Below are 19,561 nucleotides of genomic sequence, written 5' to 3' on the forward strand. Positions count from 1 at the left end.
CTTGCGCATGAATTCTCACCACCACAATCGTCTCCCGCGCCTTACGGCCCTGTGCTTTGCCTTGATCGGAACGCTGACCGTCCTGAGCCAGGTTGCGACGGCGGCCACCGCAGAAGAGGCCGCCAAACTGTCGAGCAGTCTCACGCCAATGGGTGCCGAGCGCGCAGGCAATGCCGACGGCAGCATTCCAGCCTGGCAGGGCGGTTACACCAAAGTCGACCCGGCGTATAAACCGGGCGGCAAACGCAACGATCCGTTTGCGGCCGACAAGCCGCTGTTCAGCATCACCTCGAAAAACCTGGCGCAATACGCCGCCAAGCTCAGCGATGGCACCAAGGAAATGTTCAAGCGTTTTCCTGACACCTATCGCATCGATGTCTATCCGACCCGTCGCTCGGCCGCCGCACCGCAATGGGTGTATGACAACACCCTGAAAAACGCGACCCGCGCCAAGCTGGTCGACAGCAGCGCCGGACCTGTGCCCGAAGGCGCGTTTGGCGGTATTCCATTCCCGATTCCGCATAACGGCGCCGAAGCCATGTGGAACCACATCCTCAACTGGCGCGGCACGTCACTGGCCATGCACTTTCGCCATTACCTGATGACCGCAGACGGCAAACAGGTGATGACCACCGACGGCCAGGCGATCCAGGACATGCCGTATTACTACCAGGACGGCACGCCGGAAAGCTTCGCCGGTGATTACTGGCTGTTCCGCCTGCTGAACGTCGGCCCGCCGTTGCGTGCCGGTGAGCAAATCATGGGGCGCACCAATATCAACGGCGACAAGTCCCAGGCACACGTCTATCTGACCGGCCAGCGCCGCGTGCGCAAGTTGCCGAATGCCTGCTGCGACACCCCGACGCCGGCCACCGCCGGGGTGATGTCGTTCGATGAGTTGAGCGTGTTCCAGGGGCGCATCGATCGCTTCGACTGGAAGCTGGTCGGCAAGCAGGAAATGTATATCCCCTACAACACCAACAAGGTCCTGACCGCCGGCAAACCGGAAGACCTGTTTCTGGCTCACCACATGAATCCCGATTACGTGCGCTGGGAACTGCACCGCGTATGGGTGGTGGACGCCGAACTCGCGCCGGGCAAGCGTCACCAACTGCCGAAGGGCCGCTACTACCTCGACGAAGATACCTGGCAAGCGATGCTCGGCGATCGCTGGGACGCCAACGGCCAACTCGCCAAAACCTTGTGGTCGCTGCCCGCCGTGCTGCCGGATCTGCCAGCGCAAGCGCAGCTGTCTTCGGGTTTCTACGACCTGACCTCCGGCGCCTGGTTTATCCAGAACGTCTACACCGGTCTGCCTGAGCAATACGGCGTGGTCGATCGCTACAAGGCATCTGAATTCTCGCCAGCGGCGATGGCGGGTGCCGGGGTTCGTTGAATCGGGCCGGATCGCGACAGGTGTGGCGATCCGGTTTCACAGGTGGTTTCGAGGTCGGTATGAACAGAATCTGTCAGGTGCTCGGGCGGTTGTTAGCGCTGCTGGCGCTGCCTTGCGTATTACCCGTAAGCCAGGCTCAGGCCGCCGCCGTCGGCGATGTATTGCACACCCCGGCGATGCGCGCGCCGCAGGCCCGGCAAGCGGTCTTGCTTGATCTGGCGCGGGCAGGTGCGCGGTTGGTGGCAGTCGGCGAACGCGGCATCGTCTTGCTCTCCGATGACAACGGTATCGGTTGGCGGCAGGCGCAGGTGCCGGTCTCCGTCAGCCTTACCGCGGTGCAGTTTGTCGATGCGAACACGGGCTGGGCGGTCGGCCATGCCGGTGCGGTGCTGGTCAGCCACGACGGTGGCGAAAACTGGGCGTTGCAGCTGGACGGCAACCGCGCTGCGCAACTGGAGTTGGACGCCGCACGCGAACAACTGCCGACAGCCACTGACCCCGACGCAGCGACGGCACGTGTGCAAACCGCCGAACGGATGGTCAGCGAAGGCGCGGACAAACCGTTTCTGAGCCTCAAGTTCACCGATGCGCGTCACGGCCTGATCGTCGGCGCCTACGGCCTCGCGTTTACCACCGAGGACGGCGGCGTGAGCTGGCAGTCGCTAATGGGCCATATCGACAATCCGATGGGCGCGCATCTGTATTCCATCGCACAACACGGCGAGCGTTGGTTCATCGCCGGCGAGCAAGGCTATGTCGCGCGTTCCGAGGACGGTGGACGATCCTTCGTCGCGCTCGACAGCCCGTACAGCGGCAGCTTCTTCGCCCTGCAAGTACGCGATGACGGCACGCTGCTGGCGGCAGGCCTGAAAGGCAACGCGTTCATTTCCACCGACGACGGCAACAGCTTCATGCCCGCGGCCGTACCGGTGCCCGTGTCCTTCAGTGAGGCGATCCGCAGCGCTGACGGCCAGCTGTTGTTGGTCAATCAGGCGGGCGCAATGTTTCGCACCACGGGCGACGCACCAACCCTGCAGCCTTTCGGCAAACCGCTGGGCAAACCGATTGCCAGCGTCGTTCAGGCCGCCGATGGCAGCTTGGTGCTGGCCGGTTTCACCGGGGTGACGCGCTTGGCGTCGCCCACTGCTACCGCTTCGGAGTGAGGTTATGAAACCATTCGACAACGCCACGGCCAGCCTGGCGAGTTTCGACCCGCGCTCCGGCTCGGTCGTGGAGCGCACTTTGTTCAATCACCGGTTGTGGGTGTTGCTGGTGTGCCTGGTGACCACGCTTTTCTTGGGCTATCAGGCCACGCGCGTCGAGCTGAACGCCAGTTTCGAAAAGATGATTCCCACGCAACAACCCTACATCGCCAATTATCTGCAACATCAAAAGCAGCTCAGCGGTCTAGGCAATTCCTTGCGCATCGTTGTCGCCAATCGCCAAGGCGATATCTACGACGCTGAGTATCTGAAAACCTTGCAGGCCTTGAGCGACAAGCTTTACCTGCTGCCCGGCGTCGACCGTGCCTACATGAAGTCGCTGTGGACGCCGGCAACCCGTTGGGTCGCAGTGACTGAAGATGGGCTGGATGGTGGTCCGGTGATTCCGGACGATTACGCCGGCACCCCGGCCAGTCTCGAGGCCTTGCGCCGCAACGTGCAGCGCTCCAACGAGCTCGGCCAACTGGTAGCGTTCGATCAAACCTCGAGCATCATTTACGTGCCGTTACTGGCGACGACTGCCGACGGCCAGGCGCTGAATTACTCGGTGCTGTCCGAGCAACTGGAGGCGTTGCGCAGCGAGTACCAGAACGACAGGATCGACATTCACATCACCGGTTTCGCGAAAAAGGTCGGCGACCTGATTGCCGGGCTCAAGCAGATCCTGCTGTTCTTCGCCGTAGCGATTCTGATCACCACCGCCGTGCTGTTCTGGTACACACGCTGCCTGCGCAGCACGTTGCTCGTGGTGTTCTGTTCGCTGGTGGCGGTGGTCTGGCAGCTGGGTCTGTTGCCGTTGCTCGACTATCAACTGGATCCGTACTCGGTGCTGGTGCCGTTTCTGGTGTTCGCCATCGGCATGAGCCACGGCGCGCAGAAAATGAACGGCATCATGCAGGACATCGGTCGCGGCATGCACCGGGTGGTGGCCGCGCGCTTCACCTTTCGACGGCTGTTTCTTGCCGGGCTGACGGCATTGCTCTGCGACGCAGTGGGTTTTGCCGTGCTGATGCTGATCAAGATCCAGGTGATTCAGGATCTGGCCGTGATCGCCAGTATCGGTGTGGCGGTGCTGATTTTCACCAACCTGATTCTGCTGCCGGTGTTGCTGTCCTACGTCGGCGTAACGCCACGTGCGGCGCAATTGAGCCTGAAGAGCGAGCAGAACGATCAGGCCGGCGCGCGGCGTCATGGCTTCTGGCGTTTTCTCGATCTGTTTACCCGACGTCGCTGGGCCAGCCTGTGCATTGCCATCAGCCTGGCGTTGGCGGCATTGGGCTTTGTCGTCAGCCTGCAATTGAAGATCGGTGATCTGGATGCCGGCGCACCGGAGCTGCGGGCCGACTCACGCTACAACCAGGACGATGCTTTTCTGACCCGGCATTACGGCGCCAGCAGTGATTTGTTCGCAGTGATGGTCAAGACCCCGGCCGGGAAATGTGCGCGTTACGACATCCTTGCCAAAGTCGATGCGCTGGACTGGCAACTGCGTGCATTGCCGGGCGTGGATTCGACCAACTCGCTGGCCTTGCTCAACCGGCGCATGCTGGTTGGCCTCAGCGAAGGCAGCGCCAAGTGGTACGAGCTGCAGAACAATCAGGCGATGCTCAACATGATCACCGCCAGTGCGCCACGCGGCTTGTACAACGAGGATTGCAGCCTGCTCACGCTGTACGCTTACCTCACCGACCACAAGGCGGAAACGCTGACGCGGCTGGTCGAGCACGTTGAGCAATTCGCAGCCGCCAATAACGACAAGGATGTGCAGTTCCTGCTGGCGGCGGGCAATGCTGGCATCGAGGCAGCGACCAATATCGTGGTCAAGCAGGCCAATCGCGAGATGCTGTTCTGGGTCTACGGGGCGGTCATCGTCCTGTGTCTTATCACCTTCCGCTCATGGCGGGCCACGCTGTGCGCAGTGATTCCGCTGATGGTCACCTCGATCCTCTGCGAAGCGTTGATGGTCTGGCTGAACATCGGCGTGAAGGTCGCGACGTTGCCGGTCATCGCGTTGGGTGTCGGCATTGGCGTCGACTATGCGTTGTATGTGATGAGCATCCTGCTCGGCCATCTGCGCCAGGGCGCGAGCCTTTCAGAAGCCTATTACCGCGCACTGGTGTCCACCGGCAAAGTGGTGATGCTCACCGGCATCACGCTGGCCATTGGCGTGGCCACGTGGATTTTCTCGCCGATCAAATTCCAGGCTGACATGGGCGTGCTGCTGGCGTTCATGTTCGTCTGGAACATGGTGGGCGCGCTGCTGCTGTTGCCAGCGCTGGCGTACTTCCTGCTGCCTGCTCGGCACACGAATACCGACGCAGAAACGCCGGAGGAGGCGTTCAATATGAGCCTGCCGTCGCGAGCCGTGGCGGTAGATGTTGTTCAATCGCGTCATCGGGAGACCTGTCATGGCCGTTGAGTCTTCATTGGAAAACAGCGGCCGCCGCGCCGGTTTGACGCAATCGTTGCTGTTGCTGCTCGGCAGCTGTCTGCCAGTGCTCGGCGCGGTATTGCTCGCACCGGTATTGCCGCGCATGCAGGCCCATTTTGCCGAGGTCGTGGGCAGCACGGTGCTGGTGCCGATCGTGCTGACCTTGCCGGCATTGATGATTGCAGTACTGGCACCGTTTGCCGGGGTCATCGTCGATCGGCTCGGACGCAAACCGCTGTTGTTAGCGAGCATGGCCCTGTACACGCTCTGCGGTGTGTTGCCGCTGTGGCTGGATTCGCTGCCGGCGATTGTCGCCAGTCGGGCCGGGATCGGTCTCGCGGAGGCGGGGATCATGACCTGCTGCACCACGCTGATGGGCGACTACTACAGCGGCGCACGCCGTGAACGCCTGTTTGCACTGCAAATGGTCGCGACGTCGCTGTCCGCTGCGGTGTTTATCGCGCTGGGTGGTTTTCTCGGTCAGGAAGACTGGCGCACACCGTTTGCGCTGTACGCAGTCGGGCTGATTTTCCTGCCGCTGATGGCGTGGAAACTTTGGGAGCCGCAACCCCGCGTGCAACCGGCGACAACGGTGCCGGTGCCAGCCCCGCGCGTTTTTCCGTGGCGCGCACTGACGCCCCTGTATGGATTATCGCTGCTCGCGGGCCTGAGCCTGTTCATCGTGCCGGTGCAGGCCGGCTACTTGCTCAACTTGTTGCACGTGGATGCGCCGCAGCAAATCGGCATGACCATGGGCGCCAATCAACTCGGCGTGCTCGTCGGGGCCTTGAGTTTCCGTTTGTTGAGTGGTCTGCGCAGCCAGCATGTGTTGCTGATTGCTTATGGCCTGGCCGGCATTGGCGGCTTGTTGATGGCCGCGGCCAGCAGCCACGCGCACGTGGTGGTCGCGGTGCTGGTCAACGGTCTGGGCATCGGCCTGATGTTGCCGACGTTGATCACCTGGATCATGGCGCAAGTCGGTTTTGCTCAGCGTGGGCGAGCGGCGGGGTGCTTCACCGCGGCGATTTTTGCCGGCGAGTTCATCAGCCCGCTGGTGGTACTCGCCATCACTTCCGGGGCTTCCACGGCGTTGCCTCAAGCACTGGCCATGATCGGTTGGCTGCAACTGGTTGTGGCGCTGTTTTGTCTGTCCGTGCCGAGGCTCGGTGGACTGTTGACCCGCAGCCATGTCGGCGGGCACGACTCCATCGGCAACGGCCATTGAACGAGGATATTCCATGCAAGCGCTTCCCCCCTTCAAACGCATGGTCACCGGGCATGATGCCCAGGGCCGTGCGGTCGTCGCCAGTCTTGGAGCAACGGCCAACGTCTTCGCACTGCAAGCGGTGCCTGGCACGGTGTTTCATGAGATATGGAACAGCAGCGGCAGTCCGGCACTGCTCGACAATGCCGATGATCCAACCAGCAAACCCTTACAACTGAGCCCCGGCCCGCTAGGCAGTGTGATTCGTGTCGTCGACATTCCGCCGGACAGCGTGCAGAACCAGGTCAGCGCTGCCGATGCAGCGGCCGCATTCGCCGAGATTGGCCAGGCGCATGCCGGCACCGGCCAGGCAAATTCGCGGCACAAACTGATGCACCGCACCGAAACCCTCGATTACGGCATCGTCACCGAAGGCGAAGTCTGGCTGGTGCTCGACGATACAGAAGTCCACCTCAAACGCGGCGATGTGGTGGTTCAGCGTGGCACCAATCACGCGTGGAGCAACCGTACCGAGGCCATGGCGCGCATGGTGTTTATCCTGCTGGACGGGCGTTTCGCCGCTGAACTGCAAGACTGCCCAGGAGAAACGGCATGAAGCTCGCGACTTTGAAAAACGGTAGCCGTGACGGCCAGTTGGTGGTGGTTTCACGCGACATGGCCCGGGCGCTGGACGCCCGTTCGGTAGCGCCGACCTTGCAGCAAGCCATCGAAAACTGGGCTGAAGCCGCGCCGCGTTTGCAAGCCCTGGCGCGTGAACTTGAAAACCACGATTGCCGCGAGGCCTTTGCCTTCGACCCCGTGCAGGCGATGGCGCCGTTGCCGCGTGCTTATCAATGGTGCGATGGCTCGGCGTTTCTCAGTCACGGCGCACTGATGCAGAAGGCGTTCAACCTCGACCCAATCGAAGGCGCTGACCGCACGCCGTTGATGTACCAGGGCGCCGGTGATGACTTCATCGGTGCACACGATGACATCGAACTGCCGAGCGAAAGCCAGGGCATCGATTTCGAAGGCGAGTTTGTCGTGCTGGTCGATGATGTGCCGATGGGCTGTTCGGCGGAAAAGGCGTTGCAGCACATCAAGCTGATCCTGCAGATCAACGATGTCAGCCTGCGTGCGTTGGCACCGCGTGAAATGCGCACCGGTTTTGGATTTCTGCAAGCGAAACCGTCCTCCAGTTTTGCCCCGTTGGCGATTACCCCCGATGAACTCGGCGAAGCCTGGCGAGACGGCCGCGTCAATTTGCCCTTGCAAGTGCAGTGGAACGGCGAGTGGTTTGGCCAGCCGCACGGCGCGCAGATGAATTTTCACTTTGGCCAACTGATCGCCCACGCAGCCTTAACCCGACGCTTGCGCGCCGGCACGCTGATCGGTTCCGGCACGGTGTCGAACGCCGAGCGCAACGTCGGCTCGGCGTGCATCGCCGAACGTCGGGCCATCGAGATGATCGAGCAGGGCGCGCCGGTGACAGGCTTCATGCGTTTCGGCGATCGCGTGCGCATGGACGTCACCGGCAGCGATGGTCAATCCCTGTTCGGTGCGATCGATCAACGCGTCGTCAAGGCCCACGGCTAAGGAACGCCCATGCGTGTACTGATTACCGGAGCCAATGGCTTTGTCGGTCGCGAACTGCTGCGTTGTCTGCTCGCACGCGGCAGTTTGCGCGGGCAAGTCATTCGTTCCCTGCTGGTACTGGACACCGACGTCCAAGGCCTGCCAGACGATCCGCGCCTGCGCCGGCACAGCGGCAGCGTGACGGATGCGGCGTTGATGCGTCGGGTCTTGGCCGATGGCATCGATGTGGTGTTTCACTTGGTCAGCGTCCCCGGCGGAGCGGCGGAGGCGCATTACGAATCGGGTTATCAGGTCAACCTGCTGGCCAGCCTCGAACTGCTCGATCAACTGCGCAACAAGGCGCGACCTCCGGTGTTGGTGTACGCCAGCAGCGTGGCGGTGTACGGCGCTAATCTGCCGGCAAAGATGAACGAGCAGGCTGAACTGCACCCGCAACTGTCGTACGGCACACACAAGTTGATGGTCGAGCGCGCGCTGATCGATCTGGGTCGGCGCGGTGAAGTCGACAGCCGCGCGGTACGCCTGCCGGGGATTGTCGCGCGCCCGCGTGAACCCAACGGCTTGCGCTCGGCGTTCATGAGCGACTTGATGCGTGCCTTTGCCGAGGGCGCTGAGTATTGCTGCCCGGTATCACCGCAAGCAACGGCGTGGTGGATGTCGGCGCGCTGTTGCGTGAACAACCTGATCCACGCCGCCGAACTGGATGACGCCACCGCGCAACAGCGGGTCTGGCAACTGCCGGTGCTGCATTTGTCCATCGCCCAGGTCATCGATGCACTGGCGGCAACTTACGGCGAGCAACGCCGTGCGCTGATCAGTTTCGCCGCTGACCTTGACCTCGAAACCCTGTTCGGGCGCATGCCGCCCTTGAAAACCCCGCAGGCCCGCGCTGCCGGCTTCAGCCATGACGGCAGCGTCGCCACGCTTATTCGCAACGCCCTCAACCCAGCCCCTTATCGGCCTCTGCCGTTGAACGGAGATACGCCTCATGTCACAGCCCATCCAGCGTAAACGTCGTCTGGTCGACCTTTCGGTGACCCTCGATAACAACCCTTACACGGATCCGCCGCCGCTGTTGCCGAAAATCGATTACATGGATCACCAACAAGGCTGGCCGGAGATGGCGGCGATGTTCCCGGGGTTGCAGCTTGAACAAATGCCCGGCAATGAGTCGTGGGCCGCCGAGCGTTTGCAGATCACCACCCACAGCGGCACCCACATGGACGCGCCGTGGCATTACGCCTCGACCACCGATGGCGGCGAGCCGGCGTTTGGCATTGATGAGTTGCCGCTGGACTGGTGTTTGCAGCCGGGGGTCAAACTGGACTTTCGCCATTTGCCTGACGGTCACGTGGTCACGGCAGAAGAGGTCGAAGCGGAGTTGGCGCGTATCGAGCACACGCTGCAACCACTGGATATCGTGCTGATCAACACACGCGCCGGTGCACTGTTCGGTCAGCCCGGGTATCTCGACGCCGGCATTGGCATGGGACGCGAAGCGACGATGTATCTGCTGGAACGCGGCGTGCGCGTGGTCGGCACTGACGCCTGGAGCTGGGACGCGCCGTTCAAATACACCCGTGAGCGTTTTGCTGCCAGCGGCGATGCCTCGATCATCTGGGAAGGGCATAAGGCCGGGCGCGATATCGGCTACGGGCAAATGGAAAAACTGGCCAACCTCGAATCCCTGCCAGCAAGTGGTTTCACGGTGTCGTGCTTCCCATACAAGATCCGGCATGCGTCGGCAGGTTTTGTGCGCGCGGTGGCTATTTTCGAAGAGTGATCGGGCTGTCTGAGGCATTCCTTCAACGACAATAAGAGAAAACCGATGGCTCTATCGCGATTACCGCTGACGGCACTTTTTTGCGCCCTGGCAATGGGCGGCGGCGTGGCCATGGCGGCCAGCCAACCGAATATTCTGCTGATCGTGGCGGACGATCTCGGGTACTCGGATCTGGGCAGCTATGGCGGCGAGATTCATACGCCCAGGCTGGATGAACTGGCCCAACAGGGCGTGCAATTCACCAGCATGTACGCGGCGCCTACCTGTTCCATCACCCGCTCGATGTTGCTGTCCGGCACTGACAATCACCTCGTCGGGCTGGGCACCATGGCCGAAGCCTTGCAACCGTTTCAACGCGGTAAACCGGGGTATGAAGGGTACCTGAACGGGCGGGCCTACTCAGTTGCCGAGTTGCTCAAAACGGGCGGCTACAACACGCTGATGGTCGGCAAATGGCACTTGGGTCTGGAGGCCGATCAAGGTCCTGATCGACGCGGTTTCGAGCAGTCGTTCGCGCTGCTGGAAGGCGGGGCGACGCACTTCAAACCCGCCAGTGTTGCACCGACGCCACTGGAGCAAGTGCATTACCGTGAAAACGGCCAGCCGGTAGAGGTTCCCGAGACGTTCTACTCCACAGACTTTTACACCGACAAGCTGATTGGCTATCTGCAAAACACTCAACGTGAAGGCAAACCGTTTTTTGCCTATGCCGCCTACACGTCACCGCACTGGCCGTTGCAAGCGCCCAAGGAATACCTGGACAAATACCGCGGCCGCTTCGATCAGGGCTACGACACCGCGCGCTCGTCGCGCATTGATCGGCTGAAAAAGCTCGGCTTGCTGGACAAGGACTTTCAGCCGGCGCAACCGTTGCCCGTGAACCCTCGACTGCCCGGTTGGCAGCAACTCACGGCTGAGCAGCAGAAAATCGAAGCGCGGAAAATGGAAATCTACGCGGCAATGGTCGACAACCTCGATCACAACATTGGCCGGGTTATCGACTACCTGCGCCAAAGCGGCCAGTACGACAACACGATGATCGTGTTCATGTCCGACAACGGCGCGGCGGCGGAAAACCACGCGCAGTTCTATCCACCCGGCGCGAACACCGATAACAGCCTGGCCAATTTGGGCCAGCGCGGCTCGCAGATCGATTATGGTTTGCGCTGGGCGGAAGTCAGTGCCGCACCTTTTCACTTGTTCAAGGGCACCACGGCCGAAGGCGGAATCAGTGTGCCGGCGATCATTCAACTGCCCAAGACACTGCGTCGTCAGGGCGTAGAAAGAGGCGTGGCGCGGGTGGATGATCTGGCGCCGACATTCCTTGAGTTGGCGGGCATTTCCTTACCGAAAGAAGCGGATAAACACCCGATCACCGGCCGATCCATCCTGCCCATGCTCGAAGGCAAGGGCAGCCCTCACGACGCTGAGAGTCTGGCCGGAGAGTTGTTCGGCAATGCTTATTATCGTGAGGGCAACCTCAAATTGTTGGGCATGCGCCCGGCAGCAGGTTTCGGCGATAACACTCAGCCTCCGCAATGGCAGCTGTTTGATGTTGCGCAGGATCGGGGTGAAACCCATGACCTGGCGGCCGCTCAGCCGCAGACGGTCGAACGGCTCAAAGCCGCGTGGCTCAAGTATGCCGAGCGGGTCGGCGTAGCCTTTCCGCCGCGTTAGCACGGCAGAAGCTTTGAACACAGTGGACGGCGTTTGCCGCCGCCACTGTGTTGCGGCCATCAACTTGTCGGATTGCGCAGTCGCTCGATGATTCTGCGGGCACGATTGGCTCCGACGTCGACATGAATATCAATCATCGGACGTGTACCGAACCGGCACATGTTCTGGTACTGCGCTTCGATCACCACTTTGTCTTCGTCGAACGTCAATCGCGTCTGATGCAGAACTTTGGCTGTGACGGCCTCGGGATCATGTTCAGGGTTGGTGGCCATGGTCCAGAAATAGTGGCTTGTGGTGTCTGTTTCCGGCGTTACACCGTGAAAGCCGCGCATATGAAAACCGCCTCGATCCGGGTTGTTCAGGTCGTCTGTGCCCGCGTCTATCGCGCCGGTCCAGATGCGCAGGTGATTGAAGTGAAATTCGATCTCCTGCCAGCGGTCGATGTTGCCTTTGAACGGGTAGGCCGCGGTGTAGGTCGGCGGCGGAACGGAATCGGGCATGTGACGAACCACGCGAACCATCGAGTCATCCCCGTCCACGCTCATCTGCGCGTTCATGTGAATGCTGGCGTTGCCGCCAATGGTATGCAAATGGACGTAGCCCAAGTGGCTGAGATCCATAAGGTTGTCATGGATGAGTTGATAGGGCGCGTCGTAGTGATAGACATCGCCGTCGAACAGGTATTTGCCGCTGCTGTGCACGTCGTAGACCGGTGGCGCGAATGTCGGCTCAGGATGCTCGGCGCTGCCGAACCAGATCCAGATGATCTGATCCTGCTCCCGGACAGTGTAAGCAGGGACTTTGGCTTTGCTCGGGATCTTGTCCTGGCCGGGAATTTCAATGCATTTACCGCCTTCATTAAATAGCAGACCGTGGTAACCGCAGCGCAAACCGCGTTCCTCCACTGTGCCACCGGACAGCGGCAATGCACGATGGCAGCAGCGGTCTTCCAGCGCGGCGACCTGGTTATCTGCCGTGCGGAAAAGCACCACCGGTTTATTCAGTAACGTACGGCCAAGGGGTTGGTCTTTCAGTTCCCGGCTCAAGGCCGCGACATACCATTGATCGAGGGGGAAGCTCGGCGCAGTGGCCGGGGCAATTTCATGGGCGAGGGGTTGGGCAGCGGTAGTCATGATGTTCTCCGGCGAGCGGTCGATGCTCGGTTCAGGTCAAAGGTCCAATACCAGGCGGGGCGATTTGGCACGTGAGCAGCACGGGGTGAAACGGTCATTGGCAGCGTGTTCTGCAGCCGTCATGAACTGGTCACGGTGATCGCCAATGCCTTCAAGCAAGCCCGTGACACAGGTGCCGCAGACCCCTTGCTCGCACGATGAATCGATGGCAATTCCGGCCTCATCGAGCACTTCGAAAACGGTGCGATCGGCGGGGATGTAAAAAATCTGCCCTGTGCTCGCCAGTTGAACTTCGAAGGGCGAATCAGCGCTTGCATCGACAGGTGCGGCGGCGAAGAACTCTCTGTGCACGCGATCTTCCGGCCAGCCAGCGGCCTGCGCAGTGTCGAGGATGAAATTCATGAAACCGGCGGGGCCGCACACGTAAAGGTGAGTCGTGGTATCTGGCGCGGCGAGGAGGGCGGTTGCATCGAGTTTCTGTTCGGGCGATCCGCTGTCGTCATGCAAGTGCACGTGGCTGGCGAACGGCGCTTGTCGCAGGTATTGGATAAACGCGGCACGCTCGCTGGATCGAAAGCAGTAATGCAGCTCGAAATCCGCGCCTTGATGATGAAGCTCATGGGCCATTGCCAGCATCGGCGTAATGCCAATACCGCCGCCAAACAGCAGGTGGCGCTTGGCTGAATCAGCGAGTGGGAAGAGGTTGCGGGGGTCGCTGATGCTGAGTGTCTGTCCCTGACTGATGGTGTCGTGCATCGCAGTGGAGCCACCCCGAGAGGCGGGATCCTTCAGCACACTGATTACGTAGCGATGACGCTCTCGGGAGTCATTGCACAGCGAGTATTGTCGGGTGAGGCCGCCGGCAATATGGATGTCGATGTGAGCACCGGCATTGAACGGTGGTAACGGCCGGCCGTCTGCTGCGCACAGCTCAAAACTGCAAATGCCCTCGGCCTCAACGACTTTGCGGGTGACGTTGACTTGAAGCATGACTTCTCCCTCCACATTGAAGTGGCTGCTGAAAAACGTATGGCAAAAAGGGGGGCGAGCGGGTGACGAATCAGCCGGGCGCGAAGAAGCAGGAGGAGTGGCTAATCATGGGCGCCAGGGAAGGGCACGGTTGGCGAGGGTTCATAAGCAAGACCTGTTAATTATTTTTTTGAGGTTGTGCTAGGGCGTATCATGCGGCGCATCGTCCGCAATGCCAGGCTGAGTGAATCCTCAGATAATTTAGTTGCGGTGTCAACCAAATTGCAAGATCTTCGATCTACGGTGTTTCTTGATGCCTACCGATACACAACTGAACCTGTCGCGTTATGTACCTGGCCTGGTGACATTCCTGGCTAACAAACTCGCCACCGGGGCCTCCCAGTGCTATCGCAAACACTTCGGCATCGGCGTTGTTGAATGGCGGATGCTTTCAATGCTCGCCGTTGAATCCGACATCACCGCCAATCGAATCTGCCAGGCCATCGGTCTCGACAAGAGCGCTGTCAGTCGTTCATTGCAGACATTGGAAGCGGCGGGGCGGATCACCAGTCAGCTGGATCCCAAGGATGCGCGGCGTTATACCGTGCGATTGACGGCCAGCGGCAAGGAACTACATGACCGCGTGCTGAAAGTTGCACTTGAGCGAGAAGCGCGACTGCTCAGCGGATTGACCCCGGCTGAGGTCGACACTTTGATTGACTTGCTTGGGCGCCTGCATTTGCAAGTGCCCAATGTGAACAGTTATGACCCGAGTGATGAGTGAGTCAGCATGCGAGCGAGATATAGCTGGTAAATTCGTCGTTCGTCTTTGATATGCGCTTAACTACACTAAATGGTCGTTTAGTTGAGCTATCAAAAAAAGATCAAATCAACGGAGCAGGCGATGATTCAACGTAAAGCAAGCGCACAAGACGTGATCAATGCGTTGAATCTCGAACCTCATCTCGAAGGCGGCTATTTTCGCAGAACCTATCAGGCGGACCATCGTGACTGGCTTGAAACCGCTGCAGGATCGCGTTACCCGATGACGTCGATCTACTATCTGCTGACCGAGCAATCACCGGTGGGCCAGTTTCATTTCAACCAGTCCGACATCCTGCATTATTTCCATTTGGGCGACGCGATCGAATACAGCCTGATCCATGCGGACGGTTCATTGCTGACAGTCGTCATGGGCAACGATGTTCTGGCAGGACAGCATCTGCAATTGCACGTACCCGGTAGCATCTGGAAAGCATCACGATTGCTGGATGGCGCAAACGGATTTGGATTGATCAGTGAAGCGGTCTCGCCAGGGTTTGATTTTGCCGACATGGAGATGGGGAATCGCCAGAAGCTCACGACAGCGTTTCCACAGCATCGAGCGTTGATTAAAAAGCTGACGCGGGATGAGGATTGAGCGACGCAGATTCAAAGGATTATCAGATTGAAGGGAAAGACGTTTTGAGGCTGTGCAGGAAAATGAAATCTCGTGGGCAACGAAGCTGATCTCGCAACATCTTGTTGCGTGTAATGTATATTATGTTAAATCATGTATTACGCTGCGCGCCCTTGCAGCAACGTCTGTTTCCATTTCGACAATCCATCAGCACCTGTAGATCTCAGCAACCACCTGCATCCTTTAACGCATTCCCGCCCCTTGCTGATACTCACGCGGCGTACAACCAAACTCCCTTCGAAACACCGTGTGCAAATACTGCGCAGACTTAAACCCACAACTACGCGCAACGTCGGCAATCACCGAGTCAGTATTTTTCAAGCCACTGGTCGCCGCTGCCAGTTTGAAACGTAGAATCTCGTCATGCACGCTGCAACTACGCTCAGCACGAAAATGCGCTTCAAGTGACGAACGCGACACACCGACATAAGCCGCCACCTGCGCGGTTTTGATGCCTTGGCAGGCATATTGGCGAATAAACAGCAGCGCCTGCATGACGTACGGATTGCCCAATGGTTGGTGCAAACTCGACACCTGCACGTTGACCGCATCCGGCGGGATCAGGATTTGTGTGCCGGTCGACGGCATGCCGTGCAGCATCTGATGCAGCAGTTGCGCGGCGGTTCGGCCCATGGTTTCCGTGCCCTGAATAACCGAGCTCAGCGGCACTCGAGTCAGGCTGCGGGTCAGCGGATCATTGTCGATGCCGATCAATGCCACCTGCTCCGGCACGGCAATGCCGGCGGTCAGGCAGGCTTGCAGCAATTGGCGGGCGCGGGCGTCGCTGACGGCGATGATGCCGATGGGTTTGGGCAGGCTTTGCAGCCAGGCGATCAGTTGTTCGACGGCGCTGTCCCACAGCGGTGCGCTGGTGCCCATGCCGCGATAGATTTCGCCGTGCAGGCCGTCGCGTTTCATCAGTTTACGAAAGGCTTTTTCCCGCTCCTGCGCCCAACGATTGGCTTGCGCTTCCGGCAGGCTGAAGCAGGCAAAGCGCTGCAGTCCCGCCTCGATCAAATGCGTGTAGGCCAGTGTCATCAACGCGTTGTTATCGGTGGCGACGTAGGGAATCGCTTTCGGATAGGCGCGTTTATCCTCGTACGAGCCCCCTACTGCTACTACCGGCATCTGGATATCGGCCAGTGCCTCGCCAATCAGCGGATCGTCGAAATCGGCAATGATCCCGTCGCCCTGCCAGCGCTCGATGCCTTTCAAACGACAGAGAAAATCCTCTTCCAGGAACAAGTCCCAGGAGGCACGGGTGCTGCTCAGGTAGTTGCCGATGCCGCTGATGATGCCGCGGTCGTAGATCTTGCTGCCGTTGAACAACAGGGCGATGCGGTGAACAGGCGGTACGGTTTTCATTGTTTTTATGCTTGTTCGAGGCCCCCTTCTCAAGGAGACGGTTTGCACAGACTAGGCGCGTGGACGACGAAGCTCAATACGCAAAATCGCACTCCGTGTTGATGTTTTTCATAATCGGCGGGCACAGAGCCGTTGCTAGTATCGAGACACCGCCAAGAACAACAAGGACAAGGTCCATGCAGTATTTCCCCGATGTCGATGCGATTCGCTTCGAAGGTCCAGACAGCGATTCTCCCCTCTCCTTTCGTCACTACGACGCCGACAAACTCATCCTCGGCAAACCCATGCGCGAACACCTGCGCATGGCCGCCTGTTACTGGCATACGTTCGTCTGGCCAGGTTCCGATGTGTTCGGCGCGGGGACGTTCAAGCGCCCTTGGCAACACGCTGGGGACCCCATGGAACTGGCGATCGGCAAAGCAGCCGCCGCCTTCGAGTTTTTCTCCAAACTGGGTATCGACTATTACTGCTTCCATGACACCGATGTCGCCCCCGAAGGCAGCTCTCTGAAGGAGTATCGCAACCACTTCGCGCAGATGGTTGATCACCTCGAGCAACACCAGGAAGCCAGCGGCATCAAGCTGCTGTGGGGCACCGCCAACTGCTTCAGCAATCCGCGCTTCGCCGCAGGTGCCGCGAGCAACCCCGATCCGGAAGTGTTCGCCTGCGCCGCTGCTCAGGTGTTCAGCGCCATGAACGCGACCCATCGCCTGAAAGGCGCCAACTACGTGTTGTGGGGTGGTCGAGAAGGCTATGAAACCCTGCTCAACACGGACTTGAAGCGTGAACGCGAACTCGACGCCATCGCCGCGTGCTTTATCGGCGGCACCTCCATGCGCGGCGGCTCCGGCACGGTGTACGGCGCCCTCCTCGGCGCGCTGGTCATCACCAGCCTCGACAACGGCATGTCGATGCTCGACGTCGACAGCTATTGGCAGATGATCGTCAAGGGCAGCATCTTGGTGTTGGCGGTTTGGGTTGATGTCAGTACGCGGACCGGGCGCCGTTGAGCCGCAGGGGTCACGCTGCGGGTGCCGGCGACGGGCTGAGAATTTCCATTAGGAAATCGATAAACACATTGATCCGGCTGGAGCCTCGGTGATTGGGTAAATACAAGGCGTTGATGCAGGTGCTGGCACTGCCGGGATTGACTTCGTACTGCTCAAGCAATCGGGTCAGGCGGCCGGCTGCGACGTCGTCGCGTACCAGCCAGTCAGCCAGCAGCGTTACCCCGCCTCCACCGATGGCAGCTTCGCGCAGGATGTCGGCGTTGTTGCTTTGCAGGCGCCCGTGGACGTTGAGTTGAATGGGCGCGTCCTCATTCTGAAAGGTCCAGTGCTGGTGTGTACCGCCGTAATCGAAACGCAGGCATTGGTGCTCCAGCAAATCCCGTGGATGACAGAGCGCCGCGCTACGCGCCAGATACGCCGGACTGGCTACCACCCAGCGTTCGAACTGCCCCACGCGTTTGCTGACAATGTCTTCACTGACCACGGACGACCCCAGACGCACCGAAACATCGATCTGTTCGCTGAGCAGGTCGCTGACCTGATCGCTCAGCGACAGACTGATCTCCAGCCCCGGATGCCGTTCAAGCAAACGGCTCAGGTGCGGCGCGATCAGGCGTCGGCCGAACTCCACCGGCACGCTGATGCGCAGACGGCCCTGCGCTTCGGCACCACGATCGGCGACGACGGCATCGGCTTCGTCGATCGCGTCGAGAATCGCCACGGCTTTTTCGAAATAGGTCTGGCCGGCAACGGTCACACTGGTATTGCGCGTGGTGCGATTGAGCAAACTCGCGCCCAACTCGTGTTCCAGCCCGGCCACTTGCCGTGTCACTGACGACGTGGATATCCCGAGTTTGCGCGCTGCCGAGGAATAGCCCCCGCAGCGCACGGTTTCCACAAACATCTTCAGTGCCAGCAACTTGTCCATAAGCGGAGTCCGGTCGAAAGGGAACGCGGATGATTGTGCATCACTGTTCCCCCGACGTCTTGTACCGCCGTGCTTGAAAACACTTGCCGGCTGTTCAGTCATCGGCCTTGCGACTCAGGAACAATCCGAGCGCCAGCGCTGGCAGCAGCGCCACCGCGACGGCAGACAGGTTCCAGCCGAAGTGCTCGTACAGCGGACTGGCAACCAGCGAACCCACGGCGCCGCCGACGAAAATGCTGGTCATGTACACCGCATTCAGGCGCGCACGGCTGTGGGGATCGAGGGCGTAGACCTCACGCTGGCCGAGCACCATGTTCAATTGCACGGCGAAATCCAGCAGCACCGCGCACACCACCAGCCAGACATAGCCACTGCCCGGGAGTGCAGCGATCAACAGCGAAACCGGCGCCAGCAACAAGGCGACCAGCGTGCCGCGACGACCATGCCCGGCATCGGCCAGACGCCCGGCAATCGGCGCCGCAATGGCACCCACCGCACCGACCAGGGCAAAGATCGCCACCTGTGCCTGAGTAAAGCTGTGGTGACGCATCAGTTCAATCGGTGCGAGGGTCCAGAACAGACTGAAACTGGCAAACAACAGCCCTTGATACAGCGAGCGCTGACGCAACAGCGGATAGCGCCGGGCCAAGGCAAACACCGAACCGATCAGCGCAGCATAGGTGGCTTTATGCGTCGGCAGCCGACGCGGCAGCGCCACCGCAGTGACCAGCGCGATGACCGCCATCAGGGCCGCCGCGCTGTAAAACACCCCACGCCAGCCGAACACTTCAACCAACAGGCTCGACAGTGGCCGCGACAAGAGAATGCCCAGCAGCAGGCCGCTCATGATATTGCCGACGACGCGGCCACGGCTGGCCTCGGGCGCCAGGTGCGCCGCCAGCGGCACAAGGATCTGCACAGCCACCGACGTCAGACCGATGAGCAAAGACAACAGCAGGAACATCGACGGCGAATGAGTCAGCCCGGCGCACAATAGCGTGACGCTCGCCGCCAAGGTAAAGCCGACCACCAGCCGGCGGTTTTCCATCAGGTCGGCCAGCGGTACCAGCAGCAACAGGCCCAGCGCGTAGCCAAATTGCGTCAGCGAAACGATCAGGCTGGCATTGGCGCTGGACAGACCGATCTGCGGTGCAATCAGCTCGACGATCGGCTGCGCGTAATAAAGATTGGCCACGACCGCGCCACAGCAGAATGCCAGGAACGCGACCATCAGGCCGGAAAGTGAAGTTGGCTGTTCGGCATTCGCCGCAACGGCCGGATTGCCCGTAAGCATGATGACACCTCATTGAGTTCAGGAAAGTGCTGCCAAGGCTACGGCCCTGTGGCGATGCACAGAATCCACACGGCGGGCAACGCAGTGATGCGT

Annotated in this window: 16 protein-coding genes and 2 pseudogenes; 13 read left to right on the forward strand and 5 right to left on the reverse strand. The window is 60.2% G+C overall.

Going from position 1 to position 19,561, the window contains the following annotated elements; translation table 11 throughout:
- The first annotated feature begins 7 nt into the window (after positions 1-7).
- Genes M5G26_RS06150 through M5G26_RS06190 form a run of 9 tightly spaced genes read left to right on the forward strand, consistent with a single transcriptional unit; the run spans position 8 to position 11,310 of the window.
- A complete protein-coding gene (locus M5G26_RS06150; protein WP_273914707.1) occupies positions 8-1,396 on the forward strand; it encodes a DUF1329 domain-containing protein in 1,389 nt (462 codons plus the stop codon).
- A gap of 59 nt (positions 1,397-1,455) precedes the next feature.
- On the forward strand, positions 1,456-2,559 hold the full coding sequence (locus M5G26_RS06155; RefSeq protein WP_273914708.1) for a WD40/YVTN/BNR-like repeat-containing protein: 1,104 nt from the start codon (positions 1,456-1,458) through the stop codon (positions 2,557-2,559).
- Between the two features lie 4 nt (positions 2,560-2,563).
- The gene (locus M5G26_RS06160; RefSeq protein ID WP_273914709.1) at positions 2,564-5,038 is read left to right on the forward strand and encodes an efflux RND transporter permease subunit; all 2,475 of its coding nucleotides are present in this window, start codon (positions 2,564-2,566) and stop codon (positions 5,036-5,038) included.
- A complete protein-coding gene (locus tag M5G26_RS06165; RefSeq protein WP_273914710.1) occupies positions 5,028-6,275 on the forward strand; it encodes an MFS transporter in 1,248 nt (415 codons plus the stop codon). Before M5G26_RS06160 ends, M5G26_RS06165 begins: the two co-directional genes overlap by 11 nt.
- 13 nt (positions 6,276-6,288) lie before the next feature.
- On the forward strand, positions 6,289-6,870 hold the full coding sequence (locus M5G26_RS06170) for a cupin domain-containing protein (RefSeq protein WP_273914711.1): 582 nt from the start codon (positions 6,289-6,291) through the stop codon (positions 6,868-6,870).
- Positions 6,867-7,850: a fumarylacetoacetate hydrolase family protein gene (locus M5G26_RS06175; RefSeq protein ID WP_273914712.1), complete on the forward strand. Its 984-nt coding sequence runs from the start codon at positions 6,867-6,869 to the stop codon at positions 7,848-7,850. The genes M5G26_RS06170 and M5G26_RS06175 overlap by 4 nt, the downstream gene beginning before the upstream one ends.
- A 9-nt stretch (positions 7,851-7,859) precedes the next feature.
- Positions 7,860-8,861 (forward strand): NAD-dependent epimerase/dehydratase family protein, encoded by a 1,002-nt coding sequence (locus tag M5G26_RS06180; protein WP_273914713.1) that lies wholly within the window; start codon positions 7,860-7,862, stop codon positions 8,859-8,861.
- Entirely contained in the window at positions 8,839-9,633 is a 795-nt protein-coding gene (locus tag M5G26_RS06185; RefSeq protein WP_110718488.1) for a cyclase family protein, read from the forward strand. The genes M5G26_RS06180 and M5G26_RS06185 overlap by 23 nt, the downstream gene beginning before the upstream one ends.
- Before the next feature lie 45 nt (positions 9,634-9,678).
- Positions 9,679-11,310 carry an arylsulfatase gene (locus M5G26_RS06190; RefSeq protein ID WP_273914714.1) on the forward strand — a complete coding sequence of 544 codons (1,632 nt, stop codon included), beginning with the start codon at positions 9,679-9,681 and terminating at the stop codon, positions 11,308-11,310.
- 59 nt (positions 11,311-11,369) lie between these two features.
- On the opposite strand, the gene M5G26_RS06195 is transcribed toward M5G26_RS06190, so the two are convergent.
- A complete protein-coding gene (locus M5G26_RS06195; protein ID WP_273914715.1) occupies positions 11,370-12,443 on the reverse strand; it encodes an aromatic ring-hydroxylating dioxygenase subunit alpha in 1,074 nt (357 codons plus the stop codon).
- Between the two features lie 36 nt (positions 12,444-12,479).
- Entirely contained in the window at positions 12,480-13,433 is a 954-nt protein-coding gene (locus tag M5G26_RS06200) for a PDR/VanB family oxidoreductase (RefSeq protein ID WP_273914716.1), read from the reverse strand.
- Positions 13,434-13,725: 292 nt separating this feature from the next.
- Between M5G26_RS06200 and M5G26_RS06205 the strand changes: the two genes are divergently transcribed.
- A complete protein-coding gene (locus tag M5G26_RS06205) occupies positions 13,726-14,196 on the forward strand; it encodes a MarR family winged helix-turn-helix transcriptional regulator (RefSeq protein ID WP_095125967.1) in 471 nt (156 codons plus the stop codon).
- Between the two features lie 120 nt (positions 14,197-14,316).
- On the forward strand, positions 14,317-14,832 hold the full coding sequence (locus tag M5G26_RS06210) for a cupin domain-containing protein (protein WP_273914717.1): 516 nt from the start codon (positions 14,317-14,319) through the stop codon (positions 14,830-14,832).
- A 222-nt stretch (positions 14,833-15,054) separates the two neighbouring features.
- On the opposite strand, the gene M5G26_RS06215 is transcribed toward M5G26_RS06210, so the two are convergent.
- A complete protein-coding gene (locus tag M5G26_RS06215; RefSeq protein ID WP_273914718.1) occupies positions 15,055-16,236 on the reverse strand; it encodes a XylR family transcriptional regulator in 1,182 nt (393 codons plus the stop codon).
- Positions 16,237-16,412: 176 nt separating this feature from the next.
- Here M5G26_RS06215 and M5G26_RS06220 point away from each other — a divergent pair.
- Together M5G26_RS06220 and M5G26_RS06225 are read left to right on the forward strand one after the other, a co-directional pair.
- Positions 16,413-17,030, forward strand: a pseudogene (locus M5G26_RS06220) (xylose isomerase); the annotation flags it as partial.
- Positions 17,028-17,246: pseudogene (locus tag M5G26_RS06225) on the forward strand (ABC transporter permease subunit); the annotation flags it as partial. The pseudogenes M5G26_RS06220 and M5G26_RS06225, both read left to right, overlap by 3 nt.
- A 10-nt stretch (positions 17,247-17,256) precedes the next feature.
- On the opposite strand, the gene M5G26_RS06230 reads toward M5G26_RS06225, so the two are convergent.
- On the reverse strand, positions 17,257-18,174 hold the full coding sequence (locus M5G26_RS06230) for a LysR family transcriptional regulator (RefSeq protein WP_116030312.1): 918 nt from the start codon (positions 18,172-18,174) through the stop codon (positions 17,257-17,259).
- 94 nt (positions 18,175-18,268) lie between these two features.
- A complete protein-coding gene (locus tag M5G26_RS06235; protein ID WP_273914719.1) occupies positions 18,269-19,468 on the reverse strand; it encodes an MFS transporter in 1,200 nt (399 codons plus the stop codon).
- Between the last annotated feature and the right edge of the window lie 93 nt (positions 19,469-19,561).

This window comes from Pseudomonas sp. TNT2022 ID642 (assembly GCF_028656995.1).
Taxonomy (GTDB): Bacteria; Pseudomonadota; Gammaproteobacteria; order Pseudomonadales; family Pseudomonadaceae; genus Aquipseudomonas.